Raw genomic sequence first — 16,336 nt, 5'->3', positions numbered from 1 at the left:
TATAAATTTTAGTGATAGAAAAAAATAGCCCTCATGGGGCTAGAAGAATGAAGGTCTTAGAGTTATGCTCAAGGCTAGATATTTTAAAATTGAGGGGGTGTGTATTTTATGAAAAAAATGCAACTAACAACGAAAATTTTTACTGGACTTATACTTGGTATTATAGTAGGTATATTACTTCAAGCAAAGCCTGAAATTGCAAAGGTATACATTAGTCCTTTTGGAACATTATTCTTAAATATGATTAAAATGATTATAGTCCCTTTAGTATTTTCATCATTGGTGGTAGGTGCAGCAAGCATTGGTGATCCAAAATCTTTGGGACGAATTGGAGGAAAAACTTTAGCTTATTACATGGTAACCACTGCTATTGCTGTAATAATTGGATTGGTTTTAGCTACAATATTTAAACCAGGTACAGGATTAGTTATACCCACGACAGCAGAAACAAAAGCTACAGAAGTTCCATCTATAGTAGAAACTTTAATAAATATTATTCCTAAAAATCCATTAAAAGATATTGTTGAAGGCAATATTCTTCAAGTTATTGTATTTGCATTATTTCTTGGAATTGGTTGTACAGCTTTGCCTGAAGAAAAATCAAAACCTTTTATTAAATTTTTTGATAGTGTAGCTGAAATTATGTATAAAATTACTGCTTTTATTATGAGTTTAGCGCCATATGGTGTATTTGCATTAATTGTACCTGTTGTATCTCAATATGGATTAGATGTTCTTAAACCTCTTAGCATGGTTATTCTAACTGTCTATGTAGGATGCATACTCCATGCAATTATAACATATTCAACTGCTGTTAAGGTTTTTACAAATATAACTCCTATGAAATTTTTTAAAGGTATTGCACCAACTGCTATTACAGGTTTTAGTACCACAAGTTCTTCCGGAACTTTACCTGTAACCATAAGATGTACTAAGGAAAACCTAGGAGTATCTGAAAAAATAGCATCCTTTGTATTACCACTAGGTGCAACAATCAACATGGATGGAACAGCTATATATCAAGGAGTTTGTGCCTTATTCTTAGCTCAGGTTTATGGAGTTCACTTGACTATAGTTCAAATAATGACAATTATATTAACAGCAACTCTTGGATCTATTGGAACTGCCGGCGTTCCTAGTGCTGGACTTATTATGTTAACTTTAGTTTTAAAATCCGTGGGATTACCACTAGAAGGATTAGCCTTAATAGCTGGAATCGATAGAATTTTAGATATGGCTAGAACAGCAGTAAATGTTGTTGGTGATTCATCATGTGCTGTAGTTGTAGCAGCTACGGAAAATGAGTTAGATACTAAAATAATTAGTTAATTTAGAAAAATTTATTGAAATAATGGAATAGAAAGTATAAATCCAATGTTGCCATTGGATTTATTTTTCTTATATACAAAACAAGATATATTAATCATTTAAAAATTTTTCAAAGGAAGTATCATCTTTAAATAAGCTTTTTAAATCTCCACCATATTTTTCTTCCAAATTCTTTCTATTATATTTATAGTATTTTTCACCTATATCATCTACATTGAATTCTATAGTATCAGCATTTTTAATAAGAGATAACAATACTACTGCATTCTTTTCCAAAAACTCATTAACATTTTTACCGTTCCAAAATTTATTGTAATTTTCTTCACCTAAATCTTGATTTACTTTGTAGTTAACAGTTATTCCATAGGGTTCTTTATCAGTTTGCAGGCTAAATCCTGCTTTATAAGTATTAGCCGGCAGCTGTGCTATTATATTACCTACAGCACTATTATTTCCTACATATGAGTCTTTATATTTTATTAGATCATAGGTTTTAGCTTGTGAAGTAGTTTTTACACCTTGATTTGATGTTTTGGAAAAATTACTTTCACAACCTATTAAATTTAAGGATAAAATTATTACTATTGGCACCAATATTTTAAATTTACTTTTCATGTAATCCCCCTCATTTTACATAATAAAGTTATCAATGTATATTACTTAACACTTTTAATTGTTACTGTCAATATATCTACGGCCTCAATATTTTGAAGTTCTCTGTCTTTTCTTCTCATTTCTCTAAACACAACTATCACTTCTCTCTATTTAATTTTTACATACTTCTTATAACTTATGCTACACCACAGCTCTTATTTTATAACAATAAAAAGAACTCTAAGTCAAGTAAATCTTGAAATTAAAGTTCTTTTTATTCTATAAACACCTATCTTAAATGTAGAATTTAATGTTTTATTCCATGGCATATACCAGATGATGGACACCCAGAGCAGCCACATCCACAACCAGTTTCTCCACTCTTTGCTTTTTTAACTTGTTTTGTTATTACAAGTGCTACTGAGCCAAAAATAATCCCGCTTAGTATAATTGTTGCTACCATAAACTATCACTCCTCATATTTTAATTTATTTTGTATAACTAAATTCTCCATTAATTTTTTCTTTTGAACTTATACCAGGTAATGTAACTATTGAAATCACTGCAACTACTATAATTACTGAAATTATAGCTCCTATTAAACTTCCACTTCCTAATAAAAAGTTACCAACTTGATTTATTATAAGTGCAAGTAAATAAGCTGTAAATGTTTGAAATCCTAAAGTAATAAATGTCCATTTCCAAGAACCCATTTCACGTCTTATTGCACCAATTGCTGCAAAACAAGGAGCACAAATCATATTAAATGCTACAAAAGCAAAGGCACTAGCTGCAGTAAACATTCCTGCTATACTTACTGCAAGTGTTGGATTGTTTTCTGTTGCATCAGCTACTCCAAACAAAATACCTAATGTTCCAACCACATTTTCTTTTGCAACAAGTCCAGTAATTGTTGCAACTGTTGATTGCCAATTACCAAATCCAAGTGGTTTAAATATAGGAGCTATAAAATTGCCTAAACTTGCTAATATACTGTCCTCTGTATCTACTAATGCAAGTGACCAATTAAATGATTGTAAAAACCATACAACAATACAAGAAGCAAAAATTATTGTACCAGCTTTTGAAATAAACGCTTTTGACCTTTCCCACATATGCATTAAAACACCCTTTAAGCTTGGAATATGATACTGAGGAAGTTCCATAACAAATGGCGCTGGATCTCCTGATAAAAGTTTAGTTTTCTTTAATATAATTCCGCAAATTATAATCATTGCCATGCCTAAAAAATAAGCCGCTGGTGCTACCCAAGACGCTCCATTAAAAATTGCTGCTCCAATCAATGCAATAATAGGGAGTTTAGCACTGCATGGAATAAAGGTAGTCAACATAATAGTCATTTTTCTATCTCTCTCATTTTCCATAGTACGTGTTGCCATAATTCCAGGAACACCACATCCAGAACTTATTAACATTGGTATGAATGATTTTCCGGATAGACCAAATTTACGAAAAATTCTGTCCATTATAAATGCAACACGTGCCATATATCCGCAATCTTCCAGTATAGCTAAAAATAAAAATAAAAGAACAATTTGTGGTATATAGCTAAGTACACTTCCAACACCAGCTATAATTCCATTATTGACCAATTCCTGTAACCAATCAGCAACATTTAAATTAATCATCCATGCTGAAATGTTATCTCCAATGATTTCTCCAAATAACACATCATTAATCCAGTCAGTACCTCGTGTTCCAATCTTTATAGCCACATAGTAAACTCCAAACATAATAGCAGCAAAAATTGACAATGCCAAGAATCGATTTGTTACAACTTTATCTATTTTATCTGAAATTGTTTCTTTACCTTTATTTCGTTTTTTCACACAATTTGAAACAACTTCAGCTATAAATTCATACCTAGCTCCAGTAATTATACTTTCACTATCATCTTCAAGTTCTGTTTCATATTTTTTTATTATTGCTTCTATCTCATTTAATATGTTTTTAGGAATACTTAATTTATCAATAACATTTTTATCTCTCTCAAAAAGTTTTACTGCAAGCCATCTTTTTTCCATTCTTTGTATTGGAATATTTGTAGATATTATTTTTTCTATTTTTTCAAAAGCTTCATTAACTTTATCTAAATAGGGTAATGTAAATTTAGGTTTATTTTTTTCTCTAGCAATTTCAATTGCTTTTTCAGCTGCTAATTTAATACCATTGCCTTTAAGAGCTGATGTTGTAACAACAGGACAACCGAGAGTTTTTGATAATTTATCGATGTCAATTTTATCTCCATTTTTCTTAACTATATCTATCATATTAAGTGCTACAACTGTTGGAATACCAAGTTCTAAAATTTGAGTTGTTAAATATAAATTTCTTTCAATATTAGATGCATCAACTATATTAATTACTGCATCTGGCATATCATCTATCATAAAATTACGAGTTACAACTTCTTCAAGAGTATATGGTGATAGAGAATATACTCCTGGTAAATCAACAATTTCAACATCCTTATGACCTTTTAGTTTTCCAACTTTTTTTTCAACTGTTACACCTGGCCAATTACCAACATATTGAGATGAACCTGTGAGTTCATTAAACATAGTTGTCTTTCCACAGTTTGGATTACCTGAAAGTCCTATTTTAATTGACATTATTATTCCCCCTCTACAATTCAAAATTATATTTACTAAATAGCATTATTCCACAAGAATCATCTCTGCATCATTTTTACGAATTGATAATTCATACCCCCTAACTGTTATTTCTATTGGATCACCTAGTGGTGCTACTTTGCGTACAAATATTTTACAACCTTTTGTGATTCCCATGTCCATAATACGTCTACGAACAGGTCCAAGTCCTTCAATTTTTTTTACAGTTATAGTTTGTCCGCATTTTATTTCTTTTAATGATTTCATAATATTTCTCCTCCCTATACTATTATTCGCCTTGCCATAGATTCATCTAATGCTACTCTGCTATCCTTAATATTTATTATAAAGTTTCCTCCAAGTTCGGAGATAATTTTGACCTTTTCTCCTACTACAAAACCTAAGCTATTTAAAAATCTTTTTGTTTCATCATTTCCAATTATCTTTCTAATATTAATTTCATTTCCTTTGGCAGCTAGTATTAATGGCATATATATCACTCTCCTTTTTAATTGATAATGAATCTCATTTGCTATAACATAAAATATATTACCACATTTTTTATATAATTGCAAATGATTATCAACTTCAATATATGCCTACATCCGATAAAAAAGAAACAGGTAGCTGCCTATTTCTTTTCTTACTGCTATGGGAAACCCTGATGTTTTTTTAGTTTATTTAAGGATTCTTTCTTTATATATATCGCCACTTTAACTTGATACAAACTTTACAATAACTGCATTTGTAGATTTAAATAGGATTTGTTATAATTATATTGTAGATCTTCAAATTATTGTATTTATTATAAAAAGTGTTTACCTTAAAAACCAATAACATAGAAATTTGTATAAAATTTAAAAAAGTAGTAAGAATTTATTCTTGCTACTTTTTGATAGATAAATTATGTATCAAAAAAAACATATATACATTACTTGATAGAAACATATAATTTATTAAATAAATGGGGGGATATTAAAATGAAAATAGCAATTGCAGGTTCAGGAGCTTTAGGCTGTGGATTTGGTTATATGATGAAAAAAAATGGAAATGACGTTACATTGATAGATTTTTGGGAAGAACACATTACAACAATTAAAAAAAATGGTTTAACAATAACCGTAAATAAAAAAGAAGATACTATTGCCATTCCAATAGGAAAACCTGATGAAATTAAAGGTAAATTTGATGTTGTTTTTATTTTTACTAAATCAATGGGTCTACGTCATATGTTAGAAGAAATTAAACATTTGCTAACAGAAGATACCAAAGTTATCTGTTTATTAAATGGACTTGGACATGCTAATACAATTGCTGAATATGTTCCAAGAAAAAATATTATCATGGGAACGACACTTTGGACAGGTAGTATAGATGCCCCTGGAAAAACGCATTTTATGGGCAAAGGTCCTGTAGAAGTTCAAAATGTTGATATCAACGAAAAAGAAAGTACTCTTAAAATAGTAAATATGATGACAGATAGTGGTTTGAATTGTATCTACAGTCAAAATGTCCATTTTACAATTTGGAGAAAAGCTTGTGCAAACGGAACAATGAATGCGCTCTGTTCATTGCTAGACTGCAATATCAAAGAATTATTTAAAACTCCTGAAGTTGAAGATTTAATAAAGGAAATCGTTAGGGAATTTTCTCTTGTAGCTGAAACTGAAGGTGTCCATTTAGACGTAGAAGAAATAGTTAACTATTTAAAAGCAACAGCAGAAAAAATTGGCGAACACTATCCTTCTATGCATCAAGATTTAAAAAATAAACGTCTAACTGAAATTGACTTTTTGAATGGGAAAGTTGCAAAAGAAGCAGAAAATAAAGGATTAGAAGCCCCTTACAGTAAGTTGATCACTCAATTGATTCACGCCAAAGAAAATATTTTAGGAATCAAGTCATAAATAATGCTGGTATTTCAATTACACAACCTATTTTTGTATTTTATTACTCAATTTATTTTTTCAATCAACTCTACTTCACTGCTTGTTGACGTTAATAAGCCAACAAGCATTTTCATTATACATATCAAATCAAGCGAATATCGCTTCTCTTTTGTTAAAATACCTATAGATTTCTATATCAGTATTTGAGTATTTCTTCCTTTCCATTATATTTTATTTTACTTTGTTTTTATCATCTGTAACAATATTTGGTTTAATAACATTATTCATAGTAAACAAACTTAATTGTTTTAATTTATAAATAATTTCTCTATTGGAACTAACTCCTAGTATAAATTTACTATATGGCAGTAATCCAATTAGATAACATATAATTGGTGCTAAAAATGATGCAATAAAAAATAATATTATAGGTGAATATAAATTTTTAGTTTGAGGTACATAAGTAACCCATTCTTGCAGTACAATTATATGTATCATATACGCTGGATAAGAATATTTCCCAATAAATTTAAATACATTACAAATGGCTCTAAATCCATCTCTTATATAGATTGATATTATAAAAAATATGATTATTGATAAAATATTATATATAATACCAGATATCAAGTTTATTTTATGATACTGCATTGATGATCCTAACACATCTTTTGCGCTTATGTAAAAGCGATAAGAAAGAACTAAAAAATAGCTACATAAAATGGATTTTTTATACTTTAGAATAAGCATTTTAAAGGTACTATAATTTAAAATTATATAAATACCAATAACAAAATATAAAGACCAAAATATAGGATCTATATTTATAAACTTCTGCTGCAATCTTGTAGGATCTTTGAATATAAAATGAAAAAAGACTTCTTAAAAACCAAATTCATCTTACATATCTTCCTAATAATCAGTATTATTAAAGGGAAAAATACATAGACTCTTAATATTAATGCCATATACCAAAGATGATACCCAGAATTGCCAGTAAGTAATTGTGCTATAAAATTTGAAGCTTAGACTTGTCCAATAACCATATATTTAGAAATGACAAGCAAATATATGGCATAACTAAATACTTTAATTTTTTTATATAAAATGATCTAGTATTTAATTTTTTAAAATATACATAAGTTAAACACATACCTGTTAGAACTAAGAAAATTGGTACAGCAGGTTGCGCCACTACATATACAAATCTACTTATAATTTTATTAGATATAGAAATCTTTTTAGAATAAGAATATCCTCCTAACGTGTGTTGAATTACTACTAATATAAAAGCAATCCCCCTTAATATATCTAATTCATTTAAGCGCTTTTTCATAGTTATAGTTGCTCCTCTGAATTTAAAAGGCTTGTTGTAGTCTAAGACCCCGTTTCAATTCATAATAGTTTTTTACACATATTCTTTTATAATTCATCTTTTATCCTAATTTCAAATATCATATCATTAATTTATAAATTATATTTCATAATATCGTTCTTAACAATACATATCCAATTATACCATATTAAACATTATTAACTTAATTATTTGAAACATTTTTTACTAACTTTTTACACAATTTCCAGTTATACAAAACTAAATTAAATCTATTTTACACAAATCTATATACATTCTTTATAATAGTTACAATTTGTTTGTACAAAACTATCATATATATAATTCATCTAAATATTAACCATGTTATAAATATATATTTTTGTTTATGAGAAATTAGCATTCCTTTGCTCACATTGAATTTGTTATCCATCCTTTTTTATATTTTTATCTGGGTTGTGTTATTGGCGGGAAAATGGCGGGAAAATTAATTTTAAGGCAAAATAAAAAACACTACAACGTAGTGTTATCAATGCTTCATGGTGCACCCAGGGAGGCTCGAACTCCCGACCTCTGGATTCGAAGTCCATCACTCTATCCATCTGAGCTATGGGTGCTTTTTCATATATCCTTACAAATAAAAATGGAGCGGGTGAAGGGAATCGAACCCTCATAACTAGCTTGGAAGGCTAGCACTCTACCACTGAGTTACACCCGCATATGCAAGATTATTATGGTCGGGGTGACAGGGCTTGAACCTGCGACCTCATGGTCCCAAACCACGCGCGCTCCCATCTGCGCCACACCCCGACATATTTATAATTTCTAACTTTACACTGAATACTGTACAAATATCAAATACAGAATTATTTAACATTACTTGGTGCGCCATCGGGGACTCGAACCCCGGGCAACCTGATTAAGAGTCAGATGCTCTACCAACTGAGCTAATGGCGCTCATGGTGCGTCTTAAGGGATTCGAACCCCCGGCCCACGGCTTAGAAGGCCGTTGCTCTATCCAACTGAGCTAAAGACGCATATTTGGAGCGGAAGACGAGATTCGAACTCGCGACGTTCACCTTGGCAAGGTGACGCTCTACCACTGAGCCACTCCCGCTTATGCAATAAGTGTTAATGGTAATAAATATTAATGGTGCGTCTTAAGGGATTTGAACCCCCGGCCCACGGCTTAGAAGGCCGTTGCTCTATCCAGCTGAGCTAAAGACGCATATTTGGAGCGGGTGAAGGGAATCGAACCCTCATAACTAGCTTGGAAGGCTAGCACTCTACCACTGAGTTACACCCGCATATAAAATAAATATTAATGATTAATGGTGCAGGTGAAGGGAGTCGAACCCCCACGCCATAGGCGCTAGATCCTAAGTCTAGTGCGTCTGCCAATTCCGCCACACCTGCATATAAATAATAAAATAACTAAATTAATAAATTTTTACTAACTCTAAGTAATTGGTGGCTCACCGGGGAATCGAACCCCGGGCAACATGATTAAAAGTCATGTGCTCTACCAACTGAGCTAGTGAACCATTTGGCTGGGATGGCAGGATTTGAACCTACGAATGATGGAGTCAAAGTCCATTGCCTTACCACTTGGCTACACCCCAGTATGGGGTGGACGATGGGACTCGAACCCACAACAACCAGAACCACAATCTGGCGCTCTGCCAGTTGAACTACGTCCACCACATTATTTAACATTACTTGGTGCGCCATCGGGGACTCGAACCCCGGGCAACCTGATTAAGAGTCAGATGCTCTACCAACTGAGCTAATGGCGCCCATGGTGCGTCTTAAGGGATTCGAACCCCCGGCCCACGGCTTAGAAGGCCGTTGCTCTATCCAGCTGAGCTAAAGACGCATATTTGGAGCGGGTGAAGGGAATCGAACCCTCATAACTAGCTTGGAAGGCTAGCACTCTACCACTGAGTTACACCCGCATATGCAAGACTTTATGGTCGGGGTGACAGGGCTTGAACCTGCGACCTCATGGTCCCAAACCACGCGCGCTCCCATCTGCGCCACACCCCGAAATCAATAAATCTTTCACATTTAGATAACTTATATCTGTTATATTTTATTTCGTATTTGAAAACTCTCAAACACTCAACGACATAGAATATTCTACACGATATAATAGAATTCGTCAATAGTTTTTTTTAAATTTTTTTTACTTTTTTTATCTAGAGTTCTATAATAGACGCATTTATACCATCATTTTCAATATTTATTAATGCCACGCTATTAGATCCATTCCTTGATAATACCGGACTACCAGGGTTAATATACCATGTGCCATCTTCATAAGTTATACCAGAAATATGTGTATGTCCAAACAATACAACATCTGCATTTAATTCCTCAGCTCTAGTTTTAAGCCTACTTATATTGTATTTTACATCATATTTATGTCCATGAGTTATAAAAAATTTTTTATTTTCTATAGTTTCTATTCTTTCACTAGGTGTATTAACTGCAAAATCACAATTTCCTCTAACATTTATAATCCTACCTTTATATAATTTTTCTATAGCATGCACATCCTGTACATTATCTCCTAAATGGATTATTAAATCAACATCCCTAAATAAATTCATAATTTTTCCAATTACTCTAATATATCTATGTGTATCACTTATTACCCCTATTTTCAATTTCACACCTTCTTCATAAAAGTATCAAATTTTTCTTTCAAAGCTTCCAGAGCTTGTGCTCTATGGCTTATAGAATTTTTTAACTTAGCAGGCATCTGAGCAAAGGTCATATTGTATTTTGGAACATAGAATAATGGATCATATCCAAAATTGTTTTTCCCAAGTTCCTCATGAGCTATAACTCCATCTACCTCACCTTTCACTTTAATAACTTTACTATCATTAAATATTAGAACCATTGCACATACAAATTTAGCCTTTCTATCCTCTTCACTTTTTCCTTCAAGCATTTTTAATAGTTTTTCATTATTTTTCTTATCATTTCCATGCTCCCCACAAAATCTTGCTGAATATATGCCAGGAGCACCATTTAACCCCTTAACCATAAGTCCTGAATCATCAGCAAGAACTATATCTCCAGTTATATCATGTACCTGTTTAGCCTTTTTATATGCATTCTCCATAAATGTGCTACCATCTTCCACAATTTCAATATTAATCCCAGCTTCTTTCATTGAAATTACATTCACAGGATAGCCTAAAAATATGTCTTTTATTTCCCTTATTTTATTTTCATTATTACTTGCAATTATCACTTTCACTATTATTGACCTCCTGTTCCAATCCAAAGTGAATCCATCTTTAAACTTTCCTTTTGTGCACGAATCATATTCTTTATTCCCTTTTCTGCCATTGCAAGAAGCACATTTAAATCTTCTCTTGAAAATGGATTCTGTTCACCAGTTCCCTGTACTTCTACAAATTTACCCGTATCTGTCATAACTATATTCATATCAACTTGAGCTCTAGAATCTTCCACATAGCACAAATCCAAAAGCCTTACATCATTAACTATCCCCACACTTACAGCACTTACAAAGTCTCTAATAGGATATACCTTAAAAGGGCTATGTTTATGCAGTTTATTTACTGCATCTACTAAAGCTACAAATGCACCTGATATAGATGCAGTTCTTGTACCACCATCTGCCTGTATTACATCACAATCAATCCATATAGTTTTTTCACCCATAGCCTTTAGATCTACTACTGATCTAAGTGCTCTACCTATAAGTCTTTGTATCTCCATAGTTCTTCCATCAATTTTTCCCCTTGATATATCTCTTATCTTCCTAACTTGCGTAGCTCTTGGAAGCATATTATATTCACAAGTAATCCATCCTTCATTTTTTCCTTTTAAAAACGGAGGAACTCTATCTTCTATAGATGCAGTACATATAACTTTAGTATCTCCTGTTTCTATGAGTACAGATCCCTCTGCATACTTAGTGTAATGTCTATATATTTTTATTGGTCGTATTTGATCATCTTTTCTGCCATCAACTCGCATATTAACCTCCAAAACAATATTATCCAAATTTTTATAAATACACAAATTATAATAATCTACACACACAAACATTATAACATCATTTGATATTAATTTTTGTCAAGTTTTTCTTTAAGTACAAATAACTCATCTCTTTTAGGTGGCTCAACTTTAATCTCCATCCCATGTTTTATTAGTATACCATATTTTCGGGTTATACTCCCTACTATGGATGATTTTATTCCATTATATTCTAATAATTCTACTAAATCTTTACCTTCACTACAGGTTATAAGCATACTTCCAGAGGAAATCAATCTTAATGGATCTATATCATAAGCCTCGCATATCTTCTTAGTAATATCACTTATAGGCATTTTATCCATGTATATTTTAAATCCAACATTACTTGCTTTAGAAACTTCCCAAATACCTCCAAGCATACCTCCTTCTGTTATATCATGCATTGAATTAACTCCAAATTTCCCACATATCATACCTTCTTTAACAACACTTATATTATTTATATAAGATTTAGCTTCTTCTATTTCTTTTTCTGAAAGTATATTTCTAAGTTTCGATTCATAATCATTTGCTATTATACTTGTGCCTTCCATACATAAGTATTTTGTAACTATTATATCATCACCTTCTTTTGCACCGGAAGTAGATACAGCAACTCCTCTTTCCCCTTTACCTATTGCAGTACAAGAAATCACCATCTTATTTACAGCTTTAGTTACCTCAGTATGTCCTCCAAGTATCTCTATATTAAGTTTTTTTGCCTCTGAATCTATTTGCTGCATTACATTGTTTATATCATCTAAAGTAGAACCTTCAGGTGCCAAAATAGTAACTAAAATACCCACTGGTTCTACTCCACAGGAAGCTATATCATTACAATTTATATGTACCGCCAGTTTACCTCCATTTTTATCTGCTCCAGTTATAGGATCCGTTGATACAACGCACTCTTTCCTTCCAAAGTTAATTACGCTACAATCCTCTCCAATACCGCTTCTTATCCTAATATCATCTCTAAGAACACTTCTATTTTTTTCTATTAGTTTTTTTAAATCATCCCAGTCCAATTTTCCAACTTTCATAAAATTTCTTCCTCTCTTTTTATAATAAATAGTCACTATTTTAAACTTTATTTCATATTATTAATATAAGGATTAATTTATGGTAGGTGTAATATTTTGAAATATATAGGCCCATTTTTAAAAATTAACAAAATAAATCCAGACAATATAAAATCACAATTATTTTATTTGTCAAAGGAATCTATTAAACAAATAGTTCTCTATTCAAAATGCGGTGTATCTTTACAAATTAAAGACCTTAAATCAAAAAATATACCTAATTTTGATATTACCACATTTAAAAACCTTTCTCCACTTTTATGTATATATAGAAAGGCTAACCCAAATCTTATAAACATAAATGATAAGTTATGCTGGAATGAGGAAAAATTTAAAAAAGAAATAAACATAGACAGCAATGCCTTTATGACTCTATGCCTTCTAGATCTCCATGACTACTACAATTCTTTCAAAGATATAGATAGAAACAAATACAATCTTGCTAAATTATATAGTTATCTTGCTAAAAAACAACTTGAATTCTATGCATTCAATTTTAGATCAAACCAAGGAGTTTTTGTAGATAAGAAGCATGAAAATAGCTCCTATTCAGATAAATTAAAATTTACGGAGAAGAATAGAAAATTTAATTTTTCAACTCAAGCTTTTTTAATGGCAGCATACTACAAATGCAGTCTATTACTAGATGATGAAAATGATGTAGAGCAATTTAAAAATTTTTCTATGGACATACTTGATATGCTTGTTGAATTAAAAGATGAACTTTATGATCAATCATTTTCAGAACTTACAAAGCTATGTTTTGCATTAAATATATTTTACAAATACTCTAAAAATGAAAAATGCAAAAATTTAATGCTAGATATTTCTGAATTAATATTTGAAAAATTCTATGGAGATGAATATCCAATAGCTATAAGCAAAAAAAATAGTTTAGAAAATGATTGCCTAAATTATATTAACTATATGCTTATTTACAAGTATACAAATTTAATAAAGGCTAAAGAAAACGCAGATTTCATATATAAAAAAATTATAGATTTATATGATTCTGAAAAGGGAATTTTTATTAAAAATACTTCTGAAAAGAATGTAGAATTTTCATGTCTTGAGATAATTTTATACTTAACATGTTGTCTAATAGACTCTGATATAAACAAGGAGAAAAATGGGAGTAAAATAATAGCTTTAGATGTATTTAACAACCAGCTAATAGATTCAGGATTAATTTTAAGCTGGCCAGAAGCTCCAAGTTTAAACAATGTAGAAAGATATAGAAATTTCTCCTTAAAATCCGATGATCTCATAGAAGAAAAGAATTTTAGAATATCTTCAATTCCGCTGCCTGAGAGCTGTGAATTAGCACCAGTATTTGCAAAATACGTTAATTATAATCGTAAAAAAGAAAGTTTTAAATCTCCAAAAATTTCTTTTGATACTTATAAAAACATGTTTATATTTTTTCTCTCACTTGATATATTAAATATTGATTTTTAATTTACTATAAGGCTTATTTTGTTAAATAGGCCTTATCTAATTTTACATTTCCAAGTTTATTTACATATACTCCTTTAACGTAACTTTTACTGCAGAGAATAGTATTGTTATAGTAAAGTGGAATTACTGCTGTATCATTAATCAATATATCCTGTGCATCTTTTAGTTCCTTCAATCTTTCACTACTATCTTTTTCAAAAGTTGCTTCAAGTATTTTAGTGTCAAATTCCCTATTGCTATATCCTCCAAAATTCAACTTAGAATTTGACTGAAACATACCCAAAAGTTCAATTGCATGGTAATAATTCCCCATGTAATTTAATTCTGCTATATCATAATCATCTGACTTAATTTTCTCTTCAAATTCATTCTCAGTATAGCCAATAGCCTTTACATCTATATTAAAAGTATCTTCTATATTTTTTGCAATTGAATCACATATCTTTTTATTTTCCACAGTATTTATATATATAATTTTGAGTGGTATACCATTGTATTCATACTTTGACTTTTCCATAAATTCTTTTGCCTCTTCCTCCTTAGGGAATAGGTCCTTGTACTCTACAGTACCACTGTAAGGTATATACATAGAAGCTGCATCAACTCTATTTTGCAATATATTCTGAACTATATTTTTCTTGTCAATTGACATAGAAATTGCCTTTCTAAAATAATTGTTATCCAATATGTCACCTTTTTTTCTATTGAATATAAGTGCTTCTTCTCCATAAGTTGGAACAATGGATATATTCTCTATATTTTTTATCTCATTTATAGGTGGATTAGTAAATACATTTATAGTGTTATTTTCAAATGCAGCAAGTGCACCTTCACTACTTCCAAATTCCTTTATGATTACATTATTATTTTTAACATTATCTTTGTTCCAATAATTTTTGTTCTTATTTAGTTCAATGTCCCCATTGTCTGATATATTATCTATTACAAAACTTCCTGAATAAGGTATATTTTTATATTTTCTTCTCCAATTCAATAGATCATCATCTATTTTTCTCAGAGAATAAACAGGTTCTGCCATTATATTTAAGAAATAATCACAAGAATAATTCAACCTTATCTGTAAAGTCCTTTGATTTAATGCCTTTATAGCTACATTTTCAAAACTCCCATTATTATTTCTGTATTTATCTATGCCAAATATACAGTTAAGTTGATCTGCATACACATTATTTAAATTTTTATTAAGTATATTTGAAAAGAAATCCACAAAGTCTTTAGCAGTTATATCTTTGCCATCGCTCCATTTTGCGTTTTTTCTTATAGTAAATGTATATTGTGTTTTATCTTTGTTTACACTCCACTTTTCTGCTAAATCAGGAACTATATTTCCATCTTCATCAATGGAAACAAGACCATCAAATAAATTTGAAAGCAAATCTTTTTCTCTCAAATCATATGAATCGGCCATAACAAGATCCTTTGGAAAATTATTTATATTATAAACTATTGAATTCTCATAATTTGTAGTTGCAGCTTGCTTAACCCTTTTTTCTACAGATGTGCAACTCATAATAACAATTATTACACTAGCTAGAATTGCCACATAAATAAATTTTCTCATAGACTTCTCCCTATTTTAGTTATAAATATTTATATTTTAATTATTGACATATATAAAAAAGTTAAACAAATAACTCGAATTTCTATCTTATGATATACTTATGATATAATATAAATAATTAATTTTATATTTGTGGAGGATCGTAAAAATGTTACTTGCCATAGAAATTCTAGCTATAATTACCATGTGCACAATAGTGTTCATACTCATATGGGGATTTATAATCGCCAAACAAACATTGTCCCAAATAAAATATAAAAATTATTTATTAGAGCAGATAAAAGAACATTTACATAGCATTGCAAAAAAAGATATTACTACCCTTGAAAATGTAATGGATAGCTATAATGAGAAAGAATAAAAAGACTAAAGGC

General features: G+C 30.5%; 16 protein-coding genes and 16 tRNA genes. 4 read left to right on the top strand and 28 right to left on the bottom strand.

The window, feature by feature from the left end; all coding sequences use genetic code 11:
• Positions 1 to 108 precede the first annotated feature (108 nt).
• Complete coding sequence (locus tag H2684_RS06125; protein ID WP_347707525.1) at positions 109 to 1,329, top strand: dicarboxylate/amino acid:cation symporter; 1,221 nt, start codon at positions 109 to 111, stop codon at positions 1,327 to 1,329.
• A 90-nt stretch (positions 1,330 to 1,419) separates the two neighbouring features.
• On the opposite strand, the gene H2684_RS06120 is transcribed toward H2684_RS06125, so the two are convergent.
• The 5 genes from H2684_RS06120 to H2684_RS06100 form a co-directional block, all read right to left on the bottom strand.
• On the bottom strand, positions 1,420 to 1,944 hold the full coding sequence (locus H2684_RS06120) for a DUF4825 domain-containing protein (protein ID WP_182088509.1): 525 nt from the start codon (positions 1,942 to 1,944) through the stop codon (positions 1,420 to 1,422).
• Positions 1,945 to 2,230: 286 nt separating this feature from the next.
• Positions 2,231 to 2,386: a FeoB-associated Cys-rich membrane protein gene (locus tag H2684_RS06115; RefSeq protein WP_182088508.1), complete on the bottom strand. Its 156-nt coding sequence runs from the start codon at positions 2,384 to 2,386 to the stop codon at positions 2,231 to 2,233.
• A gap of 25 nt (positions 2,387 to 2,411) precedes the next feature.
• A complete protein-coding gene (feoB, locus tag H2684_RS06110; RefSeq protein WP_182088507.1) occupies positions 2,412 to 4,556 on the bottom strand; it encodes a ferrous iron transport protein B in 2,145 nt (714 codons plus the stop codon).
• A 45-nt stretch (positions 4,557 to 4,601) separates the two neighbouring features.
• The gene (locus H2684_RS06105) at positions 4,602 to 4,823 is read right to left on the bottom strand and encodes a ferrous iron transport protein A (protein ID WP_182088506.1); all 222 of its coding nucleotides are present in this window, start codon (positions 4,821 to 4,823) and stop codon (positions 4,602 to 4,604) included.
• Between the two features lie 14 nt (positions 4,824 to 4,837).
• A complete protein-coding gene (locus tag H2684_RS06100; RefSeq protein WP_182088505.1) occupies positions 4,838 to 5,047 on the bottom strand; it encodes a FeoA family protein in 210 nt (69 codons plus the stop codon).
• 489 nt (positions 5,048 to 5,536) lie between these two features.
• Between H2684_RS06100 and H2684_RS06095 the strand changes: the two genes are divergently transcribed.
• Positions 5,537 to 6,463 carry a 2-dehydropantoate 2-reductase gene (locus H2684_RS06095; RefSeq protein ID WP_182088504.1) on the top strand — a complete coding sequence of 309 codons (927 nt, stop codon included), beginning with the start codon at positions 5,537 to 5,539 and terminating at the stop codon, positions 6,461 to 6,463.
• A gap of 213 nt (positions 6,464 to 6,676) precedes the next feature.
• On the opposite strand, the gene H2684_RS12465 is transcribed toward H2684_RS06095, so the two are convergent.
• The 22 genes from H2684_RS12465 to H2684_RS05985 all read right to left on the bottom strand — a co-directional run bounded on the left by H2684_RS12465 (position 6,677) and on the right by H2684_RS05985 (position 12,883).
• Positions 6,677 to 7,288 carry an acyltransferase family protein gene (locus H2684_RS12465; RefSeq protein WP_347707524.1) on the bottom strand — a complete coding sequence of 204 codons (612 nt, stop codon included), beginning with the start codon at positions 7,286 to 7,288 and terminating at the stop codon, positions 6,677 to 6,679.
• Positions 7,289 to 7,454: 166 nt separating this feature from the next.
• Positions 7,455 to 7,781, bottom strand: a complete 327-nt coding sequence (locus H2684_RS06085; RefSeq protein WP_182088502.1) for an acyltransferase — start codon at positions 7,779 to 7,781, stop codon at positions 7,455 to 7,457.
• Between the two features lie 537 nt (positions 7,782 to 8,318).
• Positions 8,319 to 8,395 (bottom strand) — tRNA-Arg (locus tag H2684_RS06080).
• 27 nt (positions 8,396 to 8,422) lie between these two features.
• Positions 8,423 to 8,496 (bottom strand) — tRNA-Gly (locus H2684_RS06075).
• Between the two features lie 16 nt (positions 8,497 to 8,512).
• A tRNA-Pro gene (locus H2684_RS06070) sits at positions 8,513 to 8,588 on the bottom strand.
• A 71-nt stretch (positions 8,589 to 8,659) separates the two neighbouring features.
• Positions 8,660 to 8,735, bottom strand: a tRNA-Lys gene (locus H2684_RS06065).
• Between the two features lie 3 nt (positions 8,736 to 8,738).
• Positions 8,739 to 8,815 (bottom strand) — tRNA-Arg (locus H2684_RS06060).
• A gap of 5 nt (positions 8,816 to 8,820) precedes the next feature.
• Positions 8,821 to 8,895, bottom strand: a tRNA-Gly gene (locus tag H2684_RS06055).
• A gap of 34 nt (positions 8,896 to 8,929) precedes the next feature.
• Positions 8,930 to 9,006, bottom strand: a tRNA-Arg gene (locus H2684_RS06050).
• Between the two features lie 5 nt (positions 9,007 to 9,011).
• A tRNA-Gly gene (locus H2684_RS06045) sits at positions 9,012 to 9,085 on the bottom strand.
• A 25-nt stretch (positions 9,086 to 9,110) separates the two neighbouring features.
• Positions 9,111 to 9,194: transfer RNA gene (locus H2684_RS06040), tRNA-Leu, on the bottom strand.
• Positions 9,195 to 9,246: 52 nt separating this feature from the next.
• Positions 9,247 to 9,322 (bottom strand) — tRNA-Lys (locus H2684_RS06035).
• Positions 9,323 to 9,325: 3 nt separating this feature from the next.
• Positions 9,326 to 9,400, bottom strand: a tRNA-Gln gene (locus tag H2684_RS06030).
• Positions 9,401 to 9,403: 3 nt separating this feature from the next.
• Positions 9,404 to 9,479, bottom strand: a tRNA-His gene (locus tag H2684_RS06025).
• A 19-nt stretch (positions 9,480 to 9,498) separates the two neighbouring features.
• Positions 9,499 to 9,574: transfer RNA gene (locus tag H2684_RS06020), tRNA-Lys, on the bottom strand.
• A 3-nt stretch (positions 9,575 to 9,577) separates the two neighbouring features.
• Positions 9,578 to 9,654 (bottom strand) — tRNA-Arg (locus tag H2684_RS06015).
• A gap of 5 nt (positions 9,655 to 9,659) precedes the next feature.
• Positions 9,660 to 9,733: transfer RNA gene (locus H2684_RS06010), tRNA-Gly, on the bottom strand.
• A 15-nt stretch (positions 9,734 to 9,748) separates the two neighbouring features.
• Positions 9,749 to 9,824: transfer RNA gene (locus H2684_RS06005), tRNA-Pro, on the bottom strand.
• Positions 9,825 to 9,976: 152 nt separating this feature from the next.
• A complete protein-coding gene (locus H2684_RS06000) occupies positions 9,977 to 10,447 on the bottom strand; it encodes a metallophosphoesterase (RefSeq protein WP_182088501.1) in 471 nt (156 codons plus the stop codon).
• Between the two features lie 2 nt (positions 10,448 to 10,449).
• Positions 10,450 to 11,055, bottom strand: coding sequence for an XTP/dITP diphosphatase (locus H2684_RS05995; protein ID WP_347707527.1), 606 nt, complete (start codon positions 11,053 to 11,055; stop codon positions 10,450 to 10,452).
• Positions 11,052 to 11,798 carry a ribonuclease PH gene (gene rph / locus H2684_RS05990; RefSeq protein ID WP_182088500.1) on the bottom strand — a complete coding sequence of 249 codons (747 nt, stop codon included), beginning with the start codon at positions 11,796 to 11,798 and terminating at the stop codon, positions 11,052 to 11,054. The genes H2684_RS05995 and rph overlap by 4 nt, the downstream gene beginning before the upstream one ends.
• A gap of 89 nt (positions 11,799 to 11,887) precedes the next feature.
• Positions 11,888 to 12,883, bottom strand: a complete 996-nt coding sequence (locus H2684_RS05985) for an AIR synthase family protein (RefSeq protein WP_182088499.1) — start codon at positions 12,881 to 12,883, stop codon at positions 11,888 to 11,890.
• A 96-nt stretch (positions 12,884 to 12,979) separates the two neighbouring features.
• On the opposite strand from H2684_RS05985, the gene H2684_RS05980 reads away from it, so the two are divergent.
• Complete coding sequence (locus H2684_RS05980) at positions 12,980 to 14,380, top strand: hypothetical protein (protein ID WP_182088498.1); 1,401 nt, start codon at positions 12,980 to 12,982, stop codon at positions 14,378 to 14,380.
• Positions 14,381 to 14,393: 13 nt separating this feature from the next.
• Here the strand turns inward: H2684_RS05980 and H2684_RS05975 are convergent, their stop codons facing one another.
• Positions 14,394 to 15,962 (bottom strand): peptide ABC transporter substrate-binding protein, encoded by a 1,569-nt coding sequence (locus H2684_RS05975; protein WP_182088497.1) that lies wholly within the window; start codon positions 15,960 to 15,962, stop codon positions 14,394 to 14,396.
• A gap of 148 nt (positions 15,963 to 16,110) precedes the next feature.
• On the opposite strand from H2684_RS05975, the gene H2684_RS05970 reads away from it, so the two are divergent.
• Positions 16,111 to 16,323, top strand: a complete 213-nt coding sequence (locus H2684_RS05970) for a hypothetical protein (protein WP_182088496.1) — start codon at positions 16,111 to 16,113, stop codon at positions 16,321 to 16,323.
• The last annotated feature ends 13 nt before the right edge of the window (positions 16,324 to 16,336 follow it).

Source organism: Clostridium sp. cel8, from assembly GCF_014050525.1.
In the GTDB taxonomy this organism is placed as follows: domain Bacteria; phylum Bacillota; class Clostridia; order Clostridiales; family Clostridiaceae; genus Clostridium_B.
Note: the sequence above shows the minus strand (reverse complement) of the source record. Positions and strands in the feature narration are given on the sequence as shown.

Bases quoted from the DNA above. Each gene is read 5' to 3' on its own strand.
- H2684_RS06125 (WP_347707525.1), top strand. From the start codon at position 109: ATGAAAAAAATGCAACTAACAACGAAAATTTTTACTGGACTTATACTT.
- H2684_RS06120 (WP_182088509.1), bottom strand. From the start codon at position 1,944: ATGAAAAGTAAATTTAAAATATTGGTGCCAATAGTAATAATTTTATCC.
- H2684_RS06115 (WP_182088508.1), bottom strand. From the start codon at position 2,386: ATGGTAGCAACAATTATACTAAGCGGGATTATTTTTGGCTCAGTAGCA.
- feoB (WP_182088507.1), bottom strand. From the start codon at position 4,556: ATGTCAATTAAAATAGGACTTTCAGGTAATCCAAACTGTGGAAAGACA.
- H2684_RS06105 (WP_182088506.1), bottom strand. From the start codon at position 4,823: ATGAAATCATTAAAAGAAATAAAATGCGGACAAACTATAACTGTAAAA.
- H2684_RS06100 (WP_182088505.1), bottom strand. From the start codon at position 5,047: ATGCCATTAATACTAGCTGCCAAAGGAAATGAAATTAATATTAGAAAG.
- H2684_RS06095 (WP_182088504.1), top strand. From the start codon at position 5,537: ATGAAAATAGCAATTGCAGGTTCAGGAGCTTTAGGCTGTGGATTTGGT.
- H2684_RS06085 (WP_182088502.1), bottom strand. From the start codon at position 7,781: ATGAAAAAGCGCTTAAATGAATTAGATATATTAAGGGGGATTGCTTTT.
- rph (WP_182088500.1), bottom strand. From the start codon at position 11,798: ATGCGAGTTGATGGCAGAAAAGATGATCAAATACGACCAATAAAAATA.
- H2684_RS05985 (WP_182088499.1), bottom strand. From the start codon at position 12,883: ATGAAAGTTGGAAAATTGGACTGGGATGATTTAAAAAAACTAATAGAA.
- H2684_RS05975 (WP_182088497.1), bottom strand. From the start codon at position 15,962: ATGAGAAAATTTATTTATGTGGCAATTCTAGCTAGTGTAATAATTGTT.
- H2684_RS05970 (WP_182088496.1), top strand. From the start codon at position 16,111: ATGTTACTTGCCATAGAAATTCTAGCTATAATTACCATGTGCACAATA.